The sequence below is a fragment of the Serratia sp. Ae19-1 genome, from assembly GCF_059801225.1.
Window position 1 is genome coordinate 527,304 of sequence record NZ_JBCHWD010000003.1, and the last position, 16,115, is coordinate 543,418.

The 16,115-nt window shown below is 56.2% G+C and carries 14 protein-coding genes; 6 read left to right on the forward strand and 8 right to left on the reverse strand.

Going from position 1 to position 16,115, the window contains the following annotated elements; translation table 11 throughout:
- Position 1 precedes the first annotated feature (1 nt).
- The 3 genes from AAIE04_RS12680 to AAIE04_RS12690 are packed head-to-tail and all read right to left on the reverse strand — an operon-like array spanning position 2 to position 3,571.
- Entirely contained in the window at positions 2-193 is a 192-nt protein-coding gene (locus AAIE04_RS12680; RefSeq protein ID WP_498577053.1) for a hypothetical protein, read from the reverse strand.
- Positions 190-2,304 carry a peptidase domain-containing ABC transporter gene (locus tag AAIE04_RS12685; RefSeq protein WP_498577054.1) on the reverse strand — a complete coding sequence of 705 codons (2,115 nt, stop codon included), beginning with the start codon at positions 2,302-2,304 and terminating at the stop codon, positions 190-192. The genes AAIE04_RS12680 and AAIE04_RS12685 overlap by 4 nt, the downstream gene beginning before the upstream one ends.
- Entirely contained in the window at positions 2,297-3,571 is a 1,275-nt protein-coding gene (locus AAIE04_RS12690) for an HlyD family secretion protein (RefSeq protein WP_498577055.1), read from the reverse strand. Before AAIE04_RS12690 ends, AAIE04_RS12685 begins: the two co-directional genes overlap by 8 nt.
- Before the next feature lie 529 nt (positions 3,572-4,100).
- Here AAIE04_RS12690 and AAIE04_RS12695 point away from each other — a divergent pair.
- Entirely contained in the window at positions 4,101-4,457 is a 357-nt protein-coding gene (locus AAIE04_RS12695; RefSeq protein ID WP_498577056.1) for a hypothetical protein, read from the forward strand.
- A 351-nt stretch (positions 4,458-4,808) separates the two neighbouring features.
- Here the strand turns inward: AAIE04_RS12695 and ttrA are convergent, their stop codons facing one another.
- Genes ttrA through ttrB form a run of 3 tightly spaced genes read right to left on the reverse strand, consistent with a single transcriptional unit; the run spans position 4,809 to position 9,632 of the window.
- Positions 4,809-7,880, reverse strand: a complete 3,072-nt coding sequence (gene ttrA / locus AAIE04_RS12700; RefSeq protein WP_498577057.1) for a tetrathionate reductase subunit TtrA — start codon at positions 7,878-7,880, stop codon at positions 4,809-4,811.
- Complete coding sequence (ttrC, locus tag AAIE04_RS12705) at positions 7,873-8,898, reverse strand: tetrathionate reductase subunit TtrC (protein WP_498577058.1); 1,026 nt, start codon at positions 8,896-8,898, stop codon at positions 7,873-7,875. The genes ttrA and ttrC overlap by 8 nt, the downstream gene beginning before the upstream one ends.
- Complete coding sequence (gene ttrB / locus AAIE04_RS12710) at positions 8,895-9,632, reverse strand: tetrathionate reductase subunit TtrB (protein ID WP_498577059.1); 738 nt, start codon at positions 9,630-9,632, stop codon at positions 8,895-8,897. Before ttrB ends, ttrC begins: the two co-directional genes overlap by 4 nt.
- A 194-nt stretch (positions 9,633-9,826) precedes the next feature.
- Between ttrB and ttrS the strand changes: the two genes are divergently transcribed.
- The 4 genes from ttrS to AAIE04_RS12730 all read left to right on the forward strand — a co-directional run bounded on the left by ttrS (position 9,827) and on the right by AAIE04_RS12730 (position 13,899).
- Positions 9,827-11,578 (forward strand): tetrathionate respiration histidine kinase TtrS, encoded by a 1,752-nt coding sequence (ttrS, locus tag AAIE04_RS12715; RefSeq protein ID WP_498577071.1) that lies wholly within the window; start codon positions 9,827-9,829, stop codon positions 11,576-11,578.
- Positions 11,553-12,152, forward strand: a complete 600-nt coding sequence (gene ttrR, locus AAIE04_RS12720) for a tetrathionate respiration response regulator TtrR (protein ID WP_498056738.1) — start codon at positions 11,553-11,555, stop codon at positions 12,150-12,152. Before ttrS ends, ttrR begins: the two co-directional genes overlap by 26 nt.
- A gap of 335 nt (positions 12,153-12,487) precedes the next feature.
- A complete protein-coding gene (locus AAIE04_RS12725; RefSeq protein WP_063919755.1) occupies positions 12,488-13,150 on the forward strand; it encodes a VUT family protein in 663 nt (220 codons plus the stop codon).
- Between the two features lie 17 nt (positions 13,151-13,167).
- Positions 13,168-13,899, forward strand: coding sequence for a metallophosphoesterase family protein (locus tag AAIE04_RS12730; protein ID WP_498577060.1), 732 nt, complete (start codon positions 13,168-13,170; stop codon positions 13,897-13,899).
- Here the strand turns inward: AAIE04_RS12730 and AAIE04_RS12735 are convergent.
- Together AAIE04_RS12735 and AAIE04_RS12740 are read right to left on the reverse strand one after the other, a co-directional pair.
- Positions 13,892-14,380 carry a hypothetical protein gene (locus AAIE04_RS12735; RefSeq protein WP_498577061.1) on the reverse strand — a complete coding sequence of 163 codons (489 nt, stop codon included), beginning with the start codon at positions 14,378-14,380 and terminating at the stop codon, positions 13,892-13,894. The genes AAIE04_RS12730 and AAIE04_RS12735 overlap by 8 nt on opposite strands.
- Positions 14,381-15,034, reverse strand: a complete 654-nt coding sequence (locus tag AAIE04_RS12740) for a helix-turn-helix domain-containing protein (protein ID WP_498577062.1) — start codon at positions 15,032-15,034, stop codon at positions 14,381-14,383.
- A 651-nt stretch (positions 15,035-15,685) separates the two neighbouring features.
- Between AAIE04_RS12740 and AAIE04_RS12745 the strand changes: the two genes are divergently transcribed.
- The gene (locus AAIE04_RS12745) at positions 15,686-15,928 is read left to right on the forward strand and encodes a DinI family protein (protein ID WP_047574299.1); all 243 of its coding nucleotides are present in this window, start codon (positions 15,686-15,688) and stop codon (positions 15,926-15,928) included.
- Positions 15,929-16,115 lie beyond the last annotated feature (187 nt).

The following is a 16,115-nucleotide window of genomic DNA, read 5'->3' on the forward strand; positions in this document are numbered from 1 at the left end:
CTTACCGCTTATCGATCATCCAGCTTTCTGCTTTCCTGCTCCCCAGAATATAGCCACCTAAGTGCTGAGCCAGCAGAATGAACACCGTGTGTGCAATCTTATCGTCCAGTCGCCTGGGGTAAAAGGTCAAGCCCATCATGCACAGAACCAATGAAAAACAGGTCAGCGTGCATACAAGGCGTAACTTGTTCATTGAGCCGCCTTGTGGGTCAGAACGATGACGCGATCGACCGAGGCAATGGTGGTTTCGCGGTGGGCAATAATCACCCGCGTAATGCGGAGTGTCTTAATCGCCTGATTCACCTTCGCTTCACTGTCCTTGTCCAGCGCACTGGTCGCCTCATCCAGGAACAAAATCGCCGGTTTCTTGTAAATGGCTCGGGCAATAAACAGGCGTTGCTTCTGCCCACCGGACAACCCTTCCCCCAGTTCGCCGATCAGGGTTTCGTACCCCATCGGCATGCGCATGATCACCTCATGCAGATAGCTGGCGCGGGCACAGGTTTCCATCCAGGCATCATCCATCTCGTCCGCGAACCCGCAGATATTTTCCCGGATCGAGCCGGAGAACAGCTTGTCGTCCTGCATCACGCAGGCGATCATCTTGTGATAGTTGTTGATGCCGAGCTGCCGGATATCGACGCCGTTCACCTCAACCCGCCCTGAATCCGGGGGAAACAGCCCGCACAGCACCTTCATCAGCGTGGTCTTGCCAGCCCCGGACGGGCCCACGATGGCCACGCTTTCTCCCGGTGCAACGTTGATATCCAAAGCATCAAAGACCGCCGGTGACTGGCTGTCGTATCGATAGCTCAGGGCATGGGTGGACAATCCCATTGGTTGCATTTTCGAGATATATGGGAGGTCGGGCTTGCGGTCTTCCCGTGGATGCAGGGCGATATCGGCAATGCGTTCGTTATGCAGGCTCATCATGCGTAGCTGCAGCAAAAATTCCGTCAGCGACCCTATGCGGTCGGAGAACTGCCCCCGAAAGGCGCCGAACGCGACGAACATACCGAGGGTCATCTGATTATCGATCACCAGACGGGTCCCTAGCCACAGTATGACGACCTGGTCACAGGCCGCCACGAAAGTGTTGATCCCGCCAAACAGCATATCCATTTTGGTGATCCGGATACCGGTATTGATGGTGTCGATTTCAAGATTGAGCCAGTGGGCGATACGGCGCTCCGCCATGCCCTGCATTTTGACGGTAGCGATACCGTACAGCGTCTCCATAAAATAGGAACCGGCGCGGGCATTTCTCACCAGCGCTTCTTCGGACAGCTGGCGGTAATATCCATAGGTCAGCAGGCGCATCAGCACATAGAGCGCGGTGAACGCGATCACCACCCAGGTCAACCAGTCCCCATACAGCACCATCATCACCAGCACGCCAATCACCATGATGCCGTCCATGATGGCGCCGACAATACTGGTGGTGAAGGTGCTGCGCAGCGTATCCAGTGAGCCGAAGCGCGACTGAATGTCACCCAGCTTACGCCGTTCAAAGTAGCCGAGCGGCAGGCGCAACAGGTGAGTAAACAGGCCGGATTGCCACTGCATGTTGATGAGCGTCGACATGACCAGTCCGGCCCAGGCGCGCACCATGCCAATGGCGGCCCGCAACAGGATGAACAGCATCAGCCCAACGCAGATGAGCGTCAGCAACCCGCGGTCCCCGGCGGGAATAGCGTGATCCATCACCAGCTGCGTGCCGATGGGCATCACCAGGTTGATGGTTTCGAACACCAGAGACAGGCAAAAGATTTTGCCAAGCGCCCCCTTGAGACCGTGTACGCTGCCAATCAGCGTACGCAGGTGAATGCGGTGGCGAACGCTGTCGGCGGTAAAGGCGCTGCCGGGCCAGGTCTCAAGCGCTACGCCGGTGAAACTGTGCGACAGCTCCGCCAGGCTGACCGCCCGCCGCCCGCGCGCCGGATCGTGCAGCACCGCGTGGTGACCTTTGACGCTAACCAGCACCACGAAATGGTTGAACTCCCAGTGCAGAATGCAGGGCAGTTTCAGCGCGCCAAGTTCGTCCAGATCCAGCGACAAGGGGCGGGTGCTCAACCCCAGCTGTTCGGCGATACCGATCAGCCCAACCAGCGTTGCACCGCGGGTTGACAGATTGAACTGCCGGCGCAGCGCGATCAGGTCGATGTTTTTGCCGTAATAACCGCAGATCATCGCCAAACAGGCCAGCCCACATTCCGACGACTCGGTCTGGTGCACCATCGGAACCCGGTGGCGCAGCCGCAGATCTAGCTGGCTGACCCGTTGTTTGAATGTTGGCTTATTCATTGACCGGCCCCGTCGCGCTGTGTTTCATGTCGTAGAACGGCGACAACATCCATTGATAAACCGGCCTTTTCTCCAGAAACAGAGTGCTTTGCGCTTTCATGCCGTTTTCCAGGCTCAGACGCTTACCGTCATAGGCAATGGCCTGTTTTTCCGGAATGACGATCACTTTGTAGTAAGGCACAGCGGCGGTCAGCGCCGCTTTGGGCGCCCCCTGATAGGTCAGCATTTCCTGCGGTGAGGCCGGGGCTTTGGAAATGACGGATACCGTACCGGCAAACTGGCCGAACTTCTCCGCCGGAAAGGCGTCATAACGCATATTGACCCGATCACCGGCAGCAATGTAAGGGATGGCGTCGTTAGGTACCCACAGCACCAGAGCATAGCGATCGATGTCGTGGGGGAGTACCTGCAGCAGACTGTCGCCGACGTTCACCATCTGGCCAACCGTGACGCTCAGCGAATCGATGCGGCCGCCGGCCAGCGCGCGAACGATAATATCGCCAGTGGCATCGATGTTTTGCCGCTCCTTTTGCAGCTCGTAGCGCTGCAGCTCCATCTGGTAGATCTGGTTGTCAAATTCAGCGGCCTGGGTCTGGATCTGGCTTTCCAGCGCGGTGATCTGCAGCGCATTCTGTTCGTTCTGGCCGGAAAGCCCCAGCAGGTTGTTCTGCTGCTGGTAATACAGCGCGACCTGGTTGGTGAGCTGATCCTTGTTGATCAGCCCCTTGGTCTGATAGTGCCGATAGTTCTCCATGTTCTCCTTCATGATGCGTATCCCTTCCTGGGCACGCTGGAGGATATCGGTGGAGCGGGTAAATGCGGCGGTATATTGCGCCTTCTGTTTTTCCAACATAGTCAGCGTGGCCTGCTTGCTGCTTTCCAGCCGGCTGATGATTTGCGCAATGCGCGCCAGCTGGCCATCGATATCCCGCTGCTGGTTATCGCTGACCACTCCGCTGCGGGTGCTTTTGCTGACGTCAATCTGGTAAATGGCCGCCCCGGCGGCGATCCGTTGCCCTTCGGTGACAAATTGTTTGATCACTACCCCTTGAACCGTGGAGTAAACGTTCGCGGCACGGGGATAGGTGCTGATCTCACCGGTCACGTTGACCCGCCGGGTATAGGTACCGGCGATCACGAAGGTGAGAAAAGCAATGAGAAAAAACAGGCACAGCCCCGCGGTGAACCAAACGGGAATACCGGGCAACAGCAATGCCCGGCCGCGCCATTTCAATTTCTGGTTACCGATCGCTTCCTGGCGAAACACCGTTTTTCTTCCTTAAAGAAATAAGGGGCGTTGGCTTTTGCCCTATTATGTCGTTAACAATTCGCTAAATATCAGGCTTGCTGTTAATCAGCGCTCGATACATAGTTGAATGTGATATCGCAAATAACCTCGTCAGTTTACTGAGCGAATCTTGCCCGTTTTTATGCGCAGGGGCTAACTGTTTTTATTTTTTCCAGACATTTCTTGCTCCTCATAAAATTGTCTCGGCGTCAAAATTCCTGTTACCGTGCCTTCATGGGTATGCAGTTGCATCCAGTAAAACTCAATCCCTGCAAAGGCTTACTCCTATTTTTTGAGGGCAAAGCCAAATAGCAAACCATGGCACCGGAGAACTAAAGTCTCATCGAAAGAGTTAATTCATTGAACACCTTTATACTTAACCGAATAATACTTCGCGATAGTTATTCATCATTAATTTAAACTTGACCCGTCCAATAAAAAGCGTTAATCATAAAAAGCCTTACAAAGGTTTGTGCAAGATAAACTTAGAAATCAAAAGGAGTTGCTTATGAAAGTTATTGATTTTTCAATGCTGAATTATATTGTTGGTGGCCGCGGCAATAATGGCGGTGACCGTGTTGACAATGGTGGCAGAACTAGCAACGGGAAAAGTGGGGGAAGTAACAATAGCAACAGTAACTATTACTCAAAACAAGGTGATGCCATAACCAATTGTAATAACGGCATTATCGGTGGGATGATTGCAGGATCGCTCGGAGGAGTACCGGGTCTCGCTGTTGGGCTTGTCGGCGGCGCAATAGCTGGCGGTTGCTTCAATAATCAAGGTTCCAATGGGGGGCAGAGTAGCAATGCAGGCAGTAAAAACAATTGCAACAACTCAATAGGCGCTTCTTGTAAGGTTTGACTTTACCTTCAAGAGCATAACATTACAATATCAGACAGGACTAAAACGGTGACAAGGATTATCAGTTCATTAATTGTCTTTTTATCCATCCTGGCCGGTTCTTTTTTTCTGAGTGGCGCCGGGGTAATAGGTTACCAACCGTGGTTTTCTGCACCCGAGAATTTGTCAAAACTTGTGATTATCGTTGTCACCTACTGCTCCTTTGTTTACGCCGCATTAAGTATTTATAGAAAACTTAAAAAATAAACCCCATAAAAAAAATCCATAACACAGGCATGACGTTCAGTTTTGGGTTAAAGAATAGAATTAACTATAAATTAACCCTCGCTAATTCAGTTTTTCGCCTGCCGTTTACGCGGGCAGTTTAACGATCGCCGCCGGGATGCCCTGCCGCACCGCCGCGCCGGTCACCCAATCCAGCCAGGTGTTCGGCACTTCGCGCGTCGGATCGGCAAACCCCAGATCGTTGAGGTTGATGCCGGCGGCGATGCGCTCATCCATCGCCAGCGGCTCACCGTCCAGATAGTGCTGGCTGGCCCCCATCTCGCGGTGGCCGTAGCCGTGTTCCACCGCAATCACGCCGGGCATCACGCCCGCCAGTAAACTGATCTGCGCCTCCCGGCTGCCGCCCGGCGTGCTGATGCGCACCTGGTCGCCGTGTTGAATGCCGAAACGCGCCCCATCCGCCGGGTTTAACGCCACCAGGTTCACCGGTTTCACGTCGTGCAGGCGCCGGATCACCGCAGTGGAGCTGCTCATCACATTGGATTTGAAGGACATCAGGCGCAGCGGCCACTGCCGTTGCGGGTAGAGTTCTTCCACCGCGCGGCCATCCGACAAACGCGCCGGATAGCAGGTTGGGCAACCGCTGAAACGTTCGCCGGTGATCGCATGCCGGTGCTTCGCCACTTCCGCGTTCCAGATCTGCAGCGGTTTCTCCCAGCGATTGCCCACGCTGCCGTCGCGGCGGCCGCTGTCATGAGCGGCGAACCGGCCGCCGCGGCTGTAGATAAACGCTACGCGGTCGATTTCATCGGGGCGCAGCGTCTGCGCCAGCTGCGGCAACAAGCGATCGACGCCGCTTAGCGCCAGCTCTTCCGCCCTCGCAGCCGGCACCGGCGCCTTGCCGGCAAACGCGACGTTGGCGGCGGCGCGCAGATAATAATCCTCGGCGCGGTTGAGCGGCAGCAGCCCCCCCTGGCCGTCGCCGATCGCCCGATCGCCGAAGCCCGGCAACGCCAGGCGTTTGGCGACGGCGATGCAAAACGCCTCCATGGAGATCGGTTGCCCTTGCGCCGTTTTAGCGGTCGCCGGCGTCACTATCGGCCAGCGCGCGGTGGTGGCCTTGCTGGCGACGCCGCCCCAGGGAGCGCTAAATCCCCAACTCTCAAAGTTATGGGTATCCGGGATGATATAGTCGGCCAACGCCGTCGTTTCATTGATAAACGCATCGATAGCGATAAACAGCGGCAAACGCGCCGGATCTTTGAGCCGTTCCTCCGCCACGCCGCGCAAACCGGCGATACCGTACAAGGGATTGGTCATGTTCGAGATCCAGGCTTTCAGCCCGTAGGGATACCCCGCCAACGCCGAGGTCAGCAGCTCGGTCAACTGCCCGGCGACGAACGGATACCAGGGCGCTTTGGCCGGCCAGGGCGAAATGCCCGCCGCCACTTTTTCGCGGTATTCGTCCGAGGCTTCATAGGCAGCCTTGCTGCGCGCGATATTCAGCCCCTTTGGTTTCACCAGACCGGGAAACTCAGCCAGGTTATAGCGTGGCCCTTCGGCGAAGCCGTTAAATTTACCGCCGCCGACGAACACCCCGCCCGCCAGGCTCAGATTGCCGATCAGCACATTGAGCATCATCACCGACCAGGTATTATAAAACCCGTTTGCCGCCATCATCCCGCCATGAGCGATCACCGCCGCCTTGCGCCCATGGGCGGTAAAAGCCTCGGCCAGCGCCGCAATGCGCGCCACCGGCACGCCGCATTCTCGGCTGTACGCCTCTGGCGAAAGCTTGTCGGCAGCCTCTTTCAAACACTGAAAGCCGCTCTTCACCGCCACCTGCGCACCGTCGTGCAGCGTCACCCTGCGCGTTACCCACAGCTCGGCGCTGTCGCACGTCTCGGCCGCCACCAGCTCGCCCGCACCGTTGACCACCAGCGGCGATGCCGACCCTGCGCCGTTCAGATGGGCGAGCGTCAGATGTTGGCCCGCCAACGGATGCTCGCTCTCGGCGATCACCAGATGCGTGGCGTTGGTCCAGCTCTTCTCGCCGGCGCGTTGCATGGCAGCCTCTGACGGGATGGCGAGATAGTCGGCTTGATAGCGCCGGTTGTCGAGGATCCAACGGATCATCGCCATCGCCAGCGCCGAGTCGGTGCCCGGCAACACCGGGATCCAATGACCATGATCGTCCGCCAACGTAGTGGTCAGCGGCAGCGCCGGCGCCACCACCGCATAGCGGAACTCGCTGCGCAGCCTGGCGCTAGCCAGTTGCCGGGCCTGGCGCTTGAACGGGTTGCCGGACTGCGCCGGTGAGGTGCCGATAAACAGCGCGAATTCGACCTGTTCCCAGTCTGGTTTCACGTGCGGGTTCTTATCCAGATCGTTCATCAACGCACCGGAGCCGGCGCGGTAGGCCAGCCCGCAGTAAGCGCCGTGCGCGCCGAAATTCTTGCTGCCGAAACTGTTCTGGGCGAAGCGCCGCAGGAAGCTGTCGCGCCCGTCGTCACCGGCGTTGGTCACCAGCAGCTGATTGGCTTTCGGCCCCAGCCCCGGCTGCCGGGCGTCGATCGGCGTTTCCAGATCGCGGATCGCCCGCAGACCGTCCACCGGTCCTTCGCCGAACAGATCGCCGCCCTCCACCACTTCCTCGATCAGCTGCTCAAAACTGATGCGCTGCCACTTGCCTTCGCCGCGTTTGCCGACGCGCTTCATCGGCTCCAGTACGCGCAGCGGGCTGTAAAGGCCCTCCAGCAGCGTGGCGCCGCGCGCACAGGCGGTGGAACGGGCATCGAGACCGCTTTCGCCACCCAGCTGCGCCAGCGCCTCCTGCAGAGGCAAGGCGGAATCGACGTGCCGCTCCTGAGACAGCGGATGATAAGGGTTGCCGGCAATGCGCAGCACCCGGTCGGTCTGCCGATCCACCCTCACCCGCACGCCGCACTGCGTCCAGCAGCCGAAACATTGGGTCATCGAGATGGCCTGCTGCGGATTGCTTTGCCATTCCGGCGCCGCCCGCCCTTCGGGCGGCAGAGAGTTGCCGTTGATGCGATCCCGCGTCACGCGCCCAGAGGTGCCGTGGATCAAGCCGTCGATCGCCCGTTTGGCGACCTCGCGATAGCTCAAGCCAAAGGCGGACAACCCGCCGAAGGCCAGGCCCACTTTCAACCACTGACGCCGGGTGAGTTTAGCCATGTTGTTTTCTCCGCAGTAAAAACGCCTGTGCTTCACGCACCATGATCATTAACGCCAGCCACAACCCAAAGGTGCCGACGATCGCCAGCAAGCCATCGGTGCCCAGCGGCAGGCTGTAGGGGGAAGAAGACGCGTTGTATTTCGGGATGGTTTGCACCTCGATCAACAGCGTCCAGCGCATCAGCCAACTCAGCCCCAGAGCACCGGCCACCAGCAGCGGCGCACCGCCGCGCGGCAAGCGCCGATAGGCGCCCCAGGCGGCGCACGCCAGCGTCAGCCCCCATAACGCGATCCATCCAGCGGCATAATGGCGCGCTATCGCCTGCGTCCGCAGCCAATGACGTACCGCCGCGCCGGATAACGTATCGCCGCACACCCACAACAGAATCGCCCCGCCGAGCAGCAACAGCGTCAGCAGCATTCCACGCGCCAGCGGCGCCTGCAGACCGGGCCGTTCGCGCATCGCCAGCAGCAACAAGGCCAAGAGCGCCTGCAGCGCGCTGAGCAACATGACGATAGGAAATCCGTAGCTGAACCAGATCGGGCGGGCGCGCACGACGGAAACCTCTCGCCCGGTGTACAGCAGCAGGCCGATAGCCACCAGCGCGCAGGCGGGCGCAACCCCGCGCAGCAGCGCAACCGGTCTGCCCGTCAGCCGCGTGAATTCGAGCGCGAGAAACCACAGGCCGATCAGCAGGGTAAACAGCGGCAAAAACAGCGCGCCCCACGGCATCCACGACCAGGGCGTCGGATAGGCATAGAAATGCCAGAAGCGGGCGGTTTGATGCAGGTCTGCGGTCAGCGCCAGCGGCGCGGTGATGGCGCACGTCAGCCCGATAAACAGCGCCACGCGCTCCAGGTGTGCGGCATTCTCTCCACCGCGCCAGCGCCATGCGCAGGCCAGCAGCGCGGCGCAGGCGGCGATGCCGATAAAGAAGAAATATTGCACGGCCCACGGCAGCCAGCTAACCGCCTGCGGTTGGCTCAACACTTCTGCGATCGTCAGTTGGCGACTCATCGTCTCTCTCCCCATAAGGCGACCTGCGCCCGCCCCGGCAGCGGCGTAACGAAGGCTTCATCCAGCCCCAGATAAAACACGTGGGGCGCGGTGTGGTTTTCCGGCTTGAGAACTTTGATCTCGGCCTCATGGCGCCGCAGCATCTTGCTCAACGTGCTGTGCGGATCGTGCATGTCGCCGATGATCCGCGCGCCCCCCACGCATGACTCCACGCACGCCGGCAACAATCCCGCCTCCAGCCGGTGCACGCAGAAGGTGCATTTGTCCGCCGTTTGGGTGGCGTGATTGATAAAGCGGGCGTCGTACGGACAGGCCTGCACGCAATAGGCGCATCCGACGCAGCGTGTGTTGTCGACAACCACGATCCCGTCCTCGCGCTGGAAGGTGGCCTGTACCGGGCATACCGGCACGCAGGGCGGGTTGTCGCAGTGGTTGCACAGCCTGGGCAGCAGCACGTTGGTCGCCACCGCTTCCCCTTCGAGGCTGACCTGGTACTGGTTTACCGTGGTGCGAAACTCGCCGTGCGGCGTCTGGTTTTCAATGGCGCAGCTGACGGTACAGGCCTGGCACCCGACGCAGCGCCGCAGATCGATCAGCATCGCGTAGCGACGGCGAGCATCCCCCTCGCGCCGCGTCGGCGCCAACGTCAGCCCGGCCTCCGCCACGGGGACCAGCGAAGCCCCCGCCGTCAATACGCCCAGCCGTTGCAAAAACTGCCGTTTACTGAAGTCCATCCGTTTCTCCCACGCCCAGGGTGTCACCCCGATCACGCTATTGACGCCCGTTAGATGAATAAACAATGTCGATGATTTACAGTGTAAAAATGGCATCGAAGGCGCTCTATTGTGGTTAACCACATACCGGACCCAACGTTGATCTAAAACAAGTGGCGGCAGATAAATCGCCATCAGGAGGGGCCGTGAGGGTCGTGTTATTACTGCTGTTTTGTCTCGGCTGGGGGGCAGCGGCGCAGGCGAAGGAATGGTCGGTCGGCGTGCTGGCGATGCGAGGCGATGCGGCGACCGTGCGCGACTGGCAGCCTCTGATCGACCAGCTCAACGACAGCGTCAGCGGTGAGCGCTTCCGCCTGCGGCCGCTCGATCTGGCGCAGATGCGCGAGGCGGTCAATCAGGGCAGCGTGCAGTTCGTGGTCACCAATCCGGCGCAGTTCGTGCAATTGAACAGCCACTATCATCTGCGCTGGCTGGCGTCGTTGCGCGCCGCCAACGGCGATCGGGAAACGGGCAACATCATCGGCAGCGTGATTCTGGTGCGGCGCGACAGTGACGTCACGACGCCGCAGGCGCTGATGGGCAAAACGGTGGGCGCCATCGATCCGCAGGCCTTCGGCGGCTATCTGACCGGTTATAAGGCGCTCAGCGATGCCGGCATGCGGCCCGAGCGCGATTTCCACCTGCGTTTTACCGGCTTCCCTGCCGATGCCCTGCTCTATCTGCTGCGCGAACGCGCCATTCAGGCCGCCATCGTTCCGGTTTGCCTGCTGGAGAAAATGGATCGGGAAGGCCTGCTCAACCAGGCGGATTTTCGCCCGCTGCTGCAACAGGCCACGTCAGTTCACTGCGTCACCAGCACGCCGCTTTACCCCAACTGGTCGTTCGCCGCCCTGCCCGGCCTGGATAACCCGCTGGTGGATGCGGTGGCGAGAGCCTTGCTGACCGCGCCGCCGCAGTCTCCCTTCCTGTGGGGGGCGCCAGCCTCGACCAGCGAGGTGGAAGCCTTGTTGCGCGCCGTCAATCAACACCCGGAACAGCGGCGGCTGTGGCTGGATATCAAGAGCTGGCTGATCCAGCATCAGACGGCCGTCGGCCTGTCGCTCACGGTGCTGGCGCTGTTGATCGTCAACCATATCTGGATAGCGCTGCTGGTACGCCGCCGCGGGCGACAATTGCTTCATGCCGGAGAGCAACTGCGCCGACAGGAACAGGCGCTGGAACATGCCAGGCAGCTGAACGTGCTGGGGGAGATGGCCTCCGGCTTTGCGCATGAGCTCAACCAGCCGCTGGCGGCCATTCGCCACTATGCGCAGGGGTGCCTCATCCAACTGCGCAAAACGGACGCCGGCCATCCACTGCTGGCACCGCTGGAAAATATCGACCGGCAGGCGCAGCGCGGTGGCGAAACGATCCACAACCTGCGCCAGTGGGTGCAGCCCCCCTCCGAGACGGCAGACAAGGCGAACTGGCGCCCCATCGCGGTGAACGAAACCGCCGAGCGGGTGTGGGCGCTGCTGCGCCTGACGCAGCGCTATCCCGACCTGAAGTTGTTCATCAACGTGGCGCCTTCGCTGACGCTAACTCTGCCGCCGGCGCTACTGGAACAGCTGCTGGCGAACCTGCTGCTGAATGCGGCGCAGGCCGGGGCCAACGCCATCTGGCTTTCCGCCGACGAGAACGACCAGGCGCTCGATTTGCATTTGCAGGACAACGCGGGCGGGATGAGCGCAGCCGGGCTGGAGCAGGCTTTCCGCCCCTTCAACACCACCAAAGCCGGCGGCATGGGGCTGGGGCTGGCTATTTGCCGCCGCCTGGCCCGCTATGGCGGCGGCGAGATCCTGTTGGCTAACCGCCCCGCTCCCGACAGCCGCAATGGGCTGTGCGTCACCCTGCATTTCCTATTTAACGATGAGGAAAACCATGTCGCTAATTCATCTGGTAGATGATGACGTCGCCGTCACCGACGCCTGCCATTTTTTATTGACCAACCTCGGCCATTGCGTCCATTGCTGGAATGACAGCACCGACTTTTTGGCGCAGGCTGACCTGTTGCAGACCGGAATCGTGTTGCTGGATATGCGAATGCCGAAGCTCGACGGTCACCAGACCTACGCTGAACTGCGCCGCCGCGGCAGCACGCTGGCGGTGGTGTTCCTGTCCGGCCATGGCGACGTACCGATGGCGGTAGAACAGATGAAGTACGGCGCAGTGGACTTCCTGCAAAAACCGATCGCCGCAGAGCCGCTGATCGCCGCCCTAGCACGGGCGCAGCAGGTCTCCGCCGAAACCCAACAGCGCCATGAAACTTTTGGCCGCTACCGCACGCTCACGCCGAAAGAGCGTGAGATCGCGCATCTGGTGGTGCGCGGCATGATGAACCGGGAAATGGCGGAACAGCTGAATATCGCGCTGCGCACCGTGGAGGTCCATCGCGCAAAAGTGATGGAGAAAATGCAGGCCGCCAGCCTGGCAGAATTGGTGATTCAGCTGCAAACTTTACCGCTCACGATTCAAGAATAAACGCAGAAGCCCCGCATAAAACTAGCCCTGAGTCCCTCCGCACCTGATTGACACAACGCGAACCAGGCAATATATTCATTAGGATAATTAATGAATTGTAGCCAGTTCGCCCCAGTCCGACGAACGGGCCATCAATGCCCCCGCACAACCCCCGCGTGGCGCTTTTGCCTTCTGGGAACCTGAGAGGTAAAGAGGACGTTTTATATTTCGAATGAAGAGAAATGCGGGCATATGACATCGCCTGTACCGATGACGCCACTGTCGGGTCGGCTCGTGTACGCGGCAACCAGTATGGATAGTTAATAACAAAAATATGGACTGAATAAGGAACAAAGATGCAAGGAAATCTCAAACTCTATGGTCTTTTTGTTGGCCTGACCGTAACCATAATGATCACCTGCGACACTCTGGTTTATAAAGTTTTTGATATCTATGGTTTTAAAATAACCGCTAGCGGCATTGTATTCTCCCTGTGTTTTCTGATATCTACGCTGCTTACCGAGGTTTACGGCTATAAATTATCGGTAAGAGCAATATGGATCATGGTGTTCTGCCAAAGTTTATATGTCATCATACTTAACCTCTCCGCTGTCATCCAGCCAGAAAATAACGCTATAGCGACTCACTATAACGCTTTATACCATGAGTTCTGGCGCGTCATGATAGGCACCTGGGTATCCGTTCCCGTCTCATATTTTGTTAATGGCTTCATCATTTCAAAGATGAAAATTATCTTCTCCGGCAAATACTTCTTCATTCGCTACATTGCAGGCTCCATGTCTACGCAGGCCGCGCTGTTGCTGACGGCCTATCCGATCAGCCTTTCGGGCAAATACACTTTTATGGAACTGGTTAATATCATAAGCACCACCTGGTCTTATAAGGTAGTCGTCTCCATTGTATTGCTGCCGCTCGCTATCATTTTAGTCGAATGGGTTAAGAAAATAGAAAACACCGATCATTATGATTGGGGCGCATCATACAATCCTTTTAAATGATTTCAGTAAGGTAGAGCATGAAAGTAATTCAGATTAGTGACATACACATTATGCCTAATGAAAGCGTTCTGGCCTCTAAGCACCTGGCTAATTTCGAAAAGGCCATTGACTTCATTAATGACAATGCCGATAAAATAAATGCAGACTTGATCATTGTGACGGGTGATATCTCTCATGATGGTGACATTCCCTCATATGAGCGTTTCTTTAACGTAATGAGCCGCGTTTCATTACCTTTTTATTTATTCCCAGGCAACCACGACAGTAAAAAAAATCTGAGTGATGTAGCCCACCAACAGGGCGGTAACTATGATATAAATTCTTTTGAAGATGACGAGTGGCGCATGCTTAGCATCGACTCGGTTGTTGACAATGAAGATTTTGGCTGGGTGTCTAAACAAGCGTTAGAAACGCTTGAAGAAGCTATAATTTCCAGTAAAAATAAAAAGATAGCTGTTTTCTTGCACCATCATCCGCTTCCTGTCGGCACCCCCATTGTCGATAGTTGTATGTTAAACAATGCCGGCGAACTTTTGAGCCTCTGCCATCGATTAAACGTTAAATTTATTGGTTCAGGCCATGCGCATACGCTATTTCAACGGAAAATGGGAGACACCCTGGTCTCGGTTTCCCCTGCAATTTGCTCGCAATGGAAAAACGGCACAAGCGAAGTTAGCAGCATAGACAATACGGCTTTCAGCGTGATTACGTTCGATGAGCATATTCACGTCGAGCCATGGTTCATTTAATCAACGTCAGTATCGTTTTTTTAGGCTTGTCACTTTGCTTTGCGTTTTGCAAGGAGGCGGAGATTTCTCTGCCTTCTTTCACTCCGGCATAAAATGCTATTTTTGTCGCATCTAAAGACTCGGTTTTATCGACCAGCTCACGATTTCTTAAAAAATCCTTTCCTGATATGGATATTGAATCAGCACCGTTTTTCAACGTCCACATACAGTTCCTTTTCTCTTCATGAATCGACAGTTTGGCTGAGGAAATTTTTATTTTAGACTCCGTTTCGGCGATAAAAGCAATGTCTTTAGGGTTAACATGCCTTAGAAAGTCGCCCTCAACGAGCTGCCCCCAGTTTTTTTTCACGAAGGTATGGGTGCCAAACTCTTTGAAAAGCCAATACCCCTCGGCGGTTCGCGTCACGCTGCGATCTAAAGTGTACAGATAACTGGGAGAGTATATTCTCCTTAACTTGCGGACGATTTTAAACAAATCCATTTATTTCAGCCTCTTTATCGTTTTCAATAAAACACCGACAATCGCGTAATCGCTGTAGGACTTCACGCTGCTGTCTGAATCTAATGAGATGTTTGTAAACTGCAAGTCGTCATGAGAAACAAAGACTCTTCTTAAGCATATTGGGTAGTTTTTTAGCTTAACCAGGACGATATCCCCATCACAAAATGGTTCCTTGAGGGAGATGACACAATAGGTTCCACGATCCCATTCAGGTGACAACGAGTTATTCGTTATCTCCACCACAAACAGCGAATCGTCCGTAATGTCATCCACTTCTGTCGTGTAGGTATCTGATGTTGTCATCGCCTGATCCAGGAAACGCTCTATATCGCTGTAGCTAATGAGCGGTAGCGATCTAACGTTGTGATTGGCCTCTCCCGAGACTCGTAAGTCCTTGTCAGTCAGCTCCCCCACTTTCACGCTGAAAAATTCACCAATTGACGAGAGCGTAGAGATCGTTGGATTCCCGATGCCCTTCCTCAGGTTGTTGATAGTGGCAATACCGATCCCTGTTTCGATACTCAGTCTGCTGGCGTCAATCCCATGCATGCGCATGAGATAAGTCAGGTTTCCCCCTATCATTTTCAATGACATACCACTTTCTTCTGATATTTTAATGTTGTTTTGTTGCATTATAATGTTTTAAACCTATACTTTAGCGTCATTAAAGTTAATTTAAAATATTAAACCACTCCAAGGGACATAATGACAATGGTACAGGTCGAATTACATGCAAATTAAAAAATAATTATTTGTAATGTAAGTCATTTTTCAAATAAGCGTTCTTACAGAAGCAAGATAGGCCATCACCATAATAATTCAAATTTCTTATGTAACCGCTTTATCTAGTCTGCATCCCATACTGCGACGAGCGTTTTGCAAGCGTGACGCCAATAACTCACATACCAACGCATCAAACATTAGCAGTGCTGTTAAAACGCAAGAAGCCTCTTCACCGTATTTACGCCACGGCAGACGAGGGAAACACCAAAAACGGCGACCAGAAAGGTGGCGTCGGGCCTCCAACACCAGGGAGCGCCAGTCCGACGCCACCACCTTATGTATTGAATGCGCTCAGCGGGTAATGGCGATAATCTTCTGAAGATTCGACAGGCGATTACGGGTGGGGAAAAATGCGGACCATCGGCCTGGCCGACTCAACGGCAAATTCTGCCGCCCGGCACGTAAAGATGAATGCCCATGCAAAATTCCGCATCCCCTCTTGCCAACTCTCACTCCTCAGGCCAAAATACTGTACATTAAATCAGTATTTACAGGTGAATCATGTTTGTAGAATTGGTGTACGACAAACGCAACGTCGCTGGGCTGCCCAACGCCGCCGAGATTATTCGCAGCGAACTGGAGAAACGCGTGCATGCGCTGTTCCCGGAAGCGGAAGTGCGCGTGAAGCCGATGCAGGCCAACGGCCTGAACTCCGACGCCAGCAAAAGCGATCGCGAAAAGCTGAACCGGATGTTGGAAGAGATGTTCGAAGAAGCGGATCAGTGGCTGGTTATGGATATATAAACCCAATCTGATAGCCGGGCTCACCCATCGGCTATAATTTCCACCCGTTTACCGCGCTGCTCATCCCCAGAATAACCCTCGAGTCAAAGGACTTGCTGCGGCGCATGCCCCCGATTATCGGTTAATACCGGCGTACTTCGAAGCGTCAATTCCTGCGGGGTACACGCTTTCCTCGTACCACCCCCAT

Bases quoted from the DNA above. Each gene is read 5' to 3' on its own strand.
- AAIE04_RS12725 (WP_063919755.1), top strand. From the start codon at position 12,488: ATGCAAGGAAATCTCAAACTCTATGGTCTTTTTGTTGGCCTGACCGTA.
- ttrA (WP_498577057.1), bottom strand. From the start codon at position 7,880: ATGGCTAAACTCACCCGGCGTCAGTGGTTGAAAGTGGGCCTGGCCTTC.
- AAIE04_RS12735 (WP_498577061.1), bottom strand. From the start codon at position 14,380: ATGGATTTGTTTAAAATCGTCCGCAAGTTAAGGAGAATATACTCTCCC.
- AAIE04_RS12740 (WP_498577062.1), bottom strand. From the start codon at position 15,034: ATGCAACAAAACAACATTAAAATATCAGAAGAAAGTGGTATGTCATTG.
- ttrR (WP_498056738.1), top strand. From the start codon at position 11,553: ATGTCGCTAATTCATCTGGTAGATGATGACGTCGCCGTCACCGACGCC.
- AAIE04_RS12680 (WP_498577053.1), bottom strand. From the start codon at position 193: ATGAACAAGTTACGCCTTGTATGCACGCTGACCTGTTTTTCATTGGTT.
- ttrC (WP_498577058.1), bottom strand. From the start codon at position 8,898: ATGAGTCGCCAACTGACGATCGCAGAAGTGTTGAGCCAACCGCAGGCG.
- AAIE04_RS12730 (WP_498577060.1), top strand. From the start codon at position 13,168: ATGAAAGTAATTCAGATTAGTGACATACACATTATGCCTAATGAAAGC.
- ttrB (WP_498577059.1), bottom strand. From the start codon at position 9,632: ATGGACTTCAGTAAACGGCAGTTTTTGCAACGGCTGGGCGTATTGACG.
- AAIE04_RS12685 (WP_498577054.1), bottom strand. From the start codon at position 2,304: ATGAATAAGCCAACATTCAAACAACGGGTCAGCCAGCTAGATCTGCGG.
- AAIE04_RS12745 (WP_047574299.1), top strand. From the start codon at position 15,686: ATGTTTGTAGAATTGGTGTACGACAAACGCAACGTCGCTGGGCTGCCC.
- AAIE04_RS12695 (WP_498577056.1), top strand. From the start codon at position 4,101: ATGAAAGTTATTGATTTTTCAATGCTGAATTATATTGTTGGTGGCCGC.